At 71.6% G+C, this 5,104-nt stretch carries 4 protein-coding genes and 1 pseudogene; all 5 read left to right on the top strand.

Translation table 11 applies throughout. The features are described from left to right. A pseudogene (locus tag VFH10_RS06175) lies at positions 1-553 on the top strand (hypothetical protein); the annotation flags it as partial. Positions 554-627: 74 nt separating this feature from the next. Continuing rightward, positions 628-1,323 carry a class F sortase gene (locus tag VFH10_RS06170; RefSeq protein WP_325127008.1) on the top strand — a complete coding sequence of 232 codons (696 nt, stop codon included), beginning with the start codon at positions 628-630 and terminating at the stop codon, positions 1,321-1,323. A 150-nt stretch (positions 1,324-1,473) separates the two neighbouring features. Then, complete coding sequence (gene moeZ, locus VFH10_RS06165) at positions 1,474-2,676, top strand: adenylyltransferase/sulfurtransferase MoeZ (protein WP_325127006.1); 1,203 nt, start codon at positions 1,474-1,476, stop codon at positions 2,674-2,676. A 132-nt stretch (positions 2,677-2,808) separates the two neighbouring features. Continuing rightward, positions 2,809-3,675 carry a hypothetical protein gene (locus VFH10_RS06160; protein WP_325127004.1) on the top strand — a complete coding sequence of 289 codons (867 nt, stop codon included), beginning with the start codon at positions 2,809-2,811 and terminating at the stop codon, positions 3,673-3,675. Between the two features lie 149 nt (positions 3,676-3,824). Next, on the top strand, positions 3,825-5,104 hold a 1,280-nt coding region (locus VFH10_RS06155), incomplete at its 3' end, for an HNH endonuclease signature motif containing protein (protein WP_325127002.1).

Genomic DNA, 5,104 nt, shown 5'->3' with positions numbered 1-5,104 from the left:
TCCGGGGACCCTGGTGGCGAAGGGCCAGCCGGCTGGTGTGACGGCGACGCAGTCGCCGGCCGGAACCGGCCCGGGTACCTACACGATCACGTTCACTGCGGCGAAGGACTTCGTGCTGAGCGGTTCGTCGACGCAGCAGGTGACCGTGCTGGCGCAGCTGACCGGAGCCGCATGTGACAACGGCACGGTGCCCGTGCCGCAGCCGGGAGCGGGCGAGCCTCCAGTGGTGGCCGCCCAGCCGCCGGTGACGGAGCAGCCGCCGGCCGTGGTCGGAGGCGTCGAGCAGTCCAAGCCGCCGAAGGCGGCAGGTCCGAAGCCCGCTCAGGCTCCGGCAGCTGGTCCGAAGGCGGCCCCGGCTCCGGCGATCGCCGGGGTGCAGGCAACCGGTCCGGCCGTGCCCACGGCGGTGAACGCCGGACTCGGCTCGCTGCCGACCGCGGGTCAGGCGTCGGACGACCTCGGCCGCACGCTCACCGCAGGTGGTCTGGCGATGCTCGTCGCGGCCGGCTGGCTCGCGATGGGTCGCCGTGAGACGAAGGGCGTGAAGGCCTGACGGACGACGATGCGCGGCGGCCGTCCCGGGACGGCCGCCGCAATCGTCTTCGGGGAAGGAGGGCTTCGGTCAACATGGAGGACGTGGCGGTGGCCGAGGGGGAGCGTCGAGGCCGCGGCGGCAGGCCGTGGGGCCTGGTGCTCGCGCTGCTCGGGTGTGCGCTCGTGGGCGCCGGTCTCCCCTCCGTCGTACCCAGCCTGTTCGACACCGCAGCAGCCCCGGACGAGGTCCGCGCGACGGTGCGGACGCAGGCGCCGGAGCCGGCGCGCACCGTCCCGTTCGTCGTCGAGCCCGCTGTGGACATCGAGGCCGCCGAGCCCGAGCCGCACCCCGCGGCGGGCCGACCGACCCGGCTGGTCGTCCCCAAGCTCGGCATCGACGCGCCGGTCATCGGCATCGGCGTCGTGGACGGCACCCTGCTACCCCCCAGCGACCCGCAGACGCTGGGCTGGTGGGCCGAGGGTGCCGCGCCCGGCGCCCTACGCGGGGGAGCGCTGATCACCGGGCACACGGTGCACTCCGGCGGTGGTGCGTTCGACGACCTCGAGACGCTGGACGCGGGCGACCGGTTGCGCGTGCGCACGGCCGAGGGTGTCATCCCGTACGTCGTCCGTGGCGTCACGGTCTACCGCAAGGCCACCCTGGCGCGCGACGCCGAGCGCGTGTTCAGCCAGACCGTCCCGGGTCGGTTGGTGCTGATCACGTGTGAGGACTGGAACGGCACGGGCTACGACTCCAATGCGATCGTGTTCGCCGAGCGCCCGAGCTGACCGGTCGACCCGTCCGACCAGCGGACCCCATGTCCGGATGCCGGGACGCGGCGCAGGTGACGGCGCCCACTCGGGGAACATGACAAGGGTCGCGGACGTTCACACCGACGTACCCCGATTGCACCGTTACGCACCGCCCGAGGAGCCTTCGTGTCCCTGCCCCCTCTGGTCGATCCGGCCGCCGAGCTGACCAACGACGAGGTCCGGCGCTACAGCCGCCACCTGATCATCCCCGACGTCGGGATGGACGGGCAGAAGCGTCTGAAGAACGCCAAGGTCCTGGTGATCGGTGCGGGCGGCCTGGGCAGCCCGGCTCTGCTGTACCTCGCCGCCGCCGGTGTCGGAACCCTGGGCATCGCCGAGTTCGACGAGGTCGACGAGTCCAACCTGCAGCGTCAGGTCATCCACGGCCAGAGCGACGTCGGCAAGCCGAAGGCGCTCTCCGCCAAGGAGTCGATCAACGAGGTGAACCCGCTCGTGAACGTGGTCGTCCACGACGAGCGCCTCGACAACGACAACGTGCTCGGTGTCTTCGAGCAGTACGACCTGATCGTCGACGGCACCGACAACTTCGCGACCCGCTACATGGTCAACGACGCGGCGTACTTCCTGAAGAAGCCGTACGTGTGGGGCTCCATCTACCGGTTCGACGGCCAGGCCTCGGTGTTCTGGCCGACGCTCGAAGGTGCGGAAGCCCCGTGCTACCGCTGCCTCTACCCCGAGCCCCCGCCGCCGGGCATGGTCCCGTCGTGCGCCGAGGGTGGCGTCCTCGGCGTGCTCTGCGCGAGCATCGGGTCGATCCAGGTCAACGAGGCGATCAAGCTGCTGACCGGCATCGGTGACCCGCTGGTCGGACGGCTGATGATCTACGACGCACTCGAGATGGAGTACCGCAAGCTCAAGGTCCGCAAGGACCCCCACTGCGCGCTGTGCGGCGACAACCCGACGGTCACCGACCTGATCGACTACGAGACGTTCTGCGGCGCCATCTCCGAGGCGGCGGCCGACGCCGCCGTCGACGCGACGATCTCGGTGAGCACCCTGGAGCAGTGGCTCAAGGAGCGCGACAACGGCGATCGCGACTTCGTGCTCGTGGACGTTCGCGAGCCCAACGAGTACGAGATCAACAAGATCCCCGGCTCGGTCCTGATCCCCAAGGGCGAGTTCCTCAACGGCAACGCGCTCGGCCAGCTGCCTTCCGACAAGCAGGTCGTCCTGCACTGCAAGTCGGGTGTGCGCTCCGCCGAGGCTCTGGCCGTGGTGAAGGGCGCCGGGTACGCCGACGCCGTGCACGTTGGTGGCGGCGTCGTCGCCTGGGTCAACCAGATCGACCCGTCGCAACCGTCGTACTGATCGACGACCAGGACTCCCCGCGACGCCAAGTGTCGCGGGGAGTCCTTGCGTCCGGACGGCCGGTGGGGCGTGACTTCCGCAGGCAGCGGTCGTTGTACCCGGTGTCTCGATCACTCCTGGGAAGGACACCCCATGCAGGTTTCTCGGGCTCGCGCCCTGCTCTCCGTCGGTGCCACCGCCGTCCTCACGTCCGCGTCGATCGCGGCCACGTCCGGCTCCTCGCAGGCGGCCCCCGCCTGGGCGCCGGCCGACACAGCGACGATCCATCCTGGCGTGCAGATGTACACCGAGGGCGCCCAGTGCACCGCGAACTTCGTCTACTCCGACGGTGCCGGCAACACGTACGTCGGCTACGCCGCGCACTGCGCGGGCACCGGCGAGGCCACCGACACCAACGGCTGTGACGCGGCTTCCCTGCCCCTAGGCACCAAGGTCGACTTCGTCGAGGGCGGCTCGCTGGCCGGCGAGGGCACCAAGGTCGGTTCCGGCACCCTGGCCTACAGCTCCTGGCTGACCATGCAGCGAGAGGGCGAGACCGACGAGAACACCTGCGCCTACAACGACCTGGCTCTGGTCAAGGTCGACTCGGCCGACGTCACCAAGGTGAACCCGAGCGTGCCGTTCTGGGGCGGCCCGGTGGCCGTCAACACCGACGGTACGGCGACGGGCGACACGGTCTACTCCTTCGGCAACTCGAGCCTGCGCGGCGGCATCGAGCAGCTGTCGCCCAAGCAGGGCACCAGTCTCGGCGCCGAGGCCGAGGGCTGGAGCCACCCGGTCTACACGCTGACCCCGGGCGTCCCCGGTGACTCCGGCAGCGCCTTCCTGGATGCGGAGGGCAACGCGCTCGGCACGCTCTCGACCCTCGCGATCGCGCCTCTCGTCGGCTCCAACGGCGTCGGCGACCTCAACAGCGAGCTGGGCTACGCCAAGGCCAACAGCGGCATCGGTGGGCTGGCGCTCGTGCCCGGCACGGAGCCGTTCGCGCCGATCCTCTGACGGTCGGCTCTGGAACGACCCAGCGGGCCCGGCCTGCCGCGCAAGCGGTGGGCCGGGCTCTTCGTTGTGCGCAGAGACTTCGGAATCCCTTGTGCACAAAGGGATTCTGCGTCGGAGAACTGTCGGTGGTGGCTGGTTGGGTGTGGGGTATGACGACGTTCCCGCTCGACGCCCCGCAGGCCGGTCCGGCCTCGGTGGTGGCGTCGGCGGACGCGGTGCTGAGTGGGCTGGACGAGGTGATCTGGGCGGCCAAGGATGCCGAGGCGCTGCTGGCGGTGACCGTTGAGCTGGAGCGGCTGCGCTCGCACCTGGCCGCCGTGCAGGCGCGGGTGGCCGCAGAGATCGCGGCCACCGACGCGGCGAAGACCGCGGGCTGGGTGTCGGCCGGTGACTACCTCACCCACGTCTCGGGTGGTCGGCGCGGGCACGGGCAGCGGGTCTTGCGCACCGCGCGGGGTCTGTGTGGGGACCGGGCCGCGACCCTGACCGCGCTGGCGGCCGGGGAGGTGTCCCCGGAGCACGCCGAGGTGATCGTCACCGTCATCGACCGGCTCCCGGTCGACCCCGGTCTGCGCGATGAGGCGGAGCGGGTCCTGTTGGACCAGGCCGCCGCCCTGAACGCCTCCGAGCTGCGGAAGGCCGGCGAGCACCTCCTCGAGGTGCTGGACCCCGACGGCACCGCCCGCGCCGACGAACAAGCGTTGGACCGGCTGGAACGGTCCGCGCACCTGGGCCGGTTCCTCACCCTCGCCGAGGACGGGCTGGGCGGGGTCCGGGTCCGCGGCCGCGGCACCGTGGAGGACGCCGCGGTGATCAAGACCGCCCTGCACGCCCTGGCGGCGCCGCTGCCGGGCACCGACCCGGACTGCGGCCAGACCGGCCGGGACACCCGCGATCATGGGGCGCGGTGTTGGGACGCGCTGGTGGACACCTGCCAGCGGGCCTTGGAGGTCGACGGGTTGCTGCCCGAGGACCACGGCGCCAAACCCCGCCTCACCGTCACCCTCAGCCTCGACCAGCTCCGGGCCGGGCTCGGTGCCGCGACCCTGGACACCGGCGACGCCCTGTCCGCGGCCGCGGTGCGGCGGCTGGCCTGCGACGCCGAGATCATCCCCGCCGTGCTCGGCTCGGTGGGTGAGGTGCTCGACGTCGGCCGCAGCCAACGCCTGGTCACGACCGCGATCTGGAAAGCCCTGGTGCTCAGAGACGGTCACTGCCGGTTCCCCGGCTGCCGCCGGATGCCGCTGGCCTGCGACGCCCACCACCTCCAGCATTGGGCCGACGGCGGCGAAACCAGCCTGGACAACCTGGTGCTGCTCTGCCGCGCCCACCACACCCTGCTCCACGCCACCCCCTGGCAGGCCCGGCTGAACCCGATCGACCGCAGACCCGAGTTCCGACCACCACCCCGACGACGCGGTGGTGAGCA

The sequence above is a fragment of the Nocardioides sp. genome (genome assembly GCF_035697785.1).
Lineage (GTDB): Bacteria > Actinomycetota > Actinomycetes > Propionibacteriales > Nocardioidaceae > Nocardioides_B.
This window is presented reverse-complemented; position numbering and strand designations above follow the sequence as displayed.

Coding starts and splice junctions, on each gene's coding strand:
- VFH10_RS06160 (WP_325127004.1), top strand. CDS start 2,809: ATGCAGGTTTCTCGGGCTCGCGCCCTGCTCTCCGTCGGTGCCACCGCC.
- VFH10_RS06170 (WP_325127008.1), top strand. CDS start 628: ATGGAGGACGTGGCGGTGGCCGAGGGGGAGCGTCGAGGCCGCGGCGGC.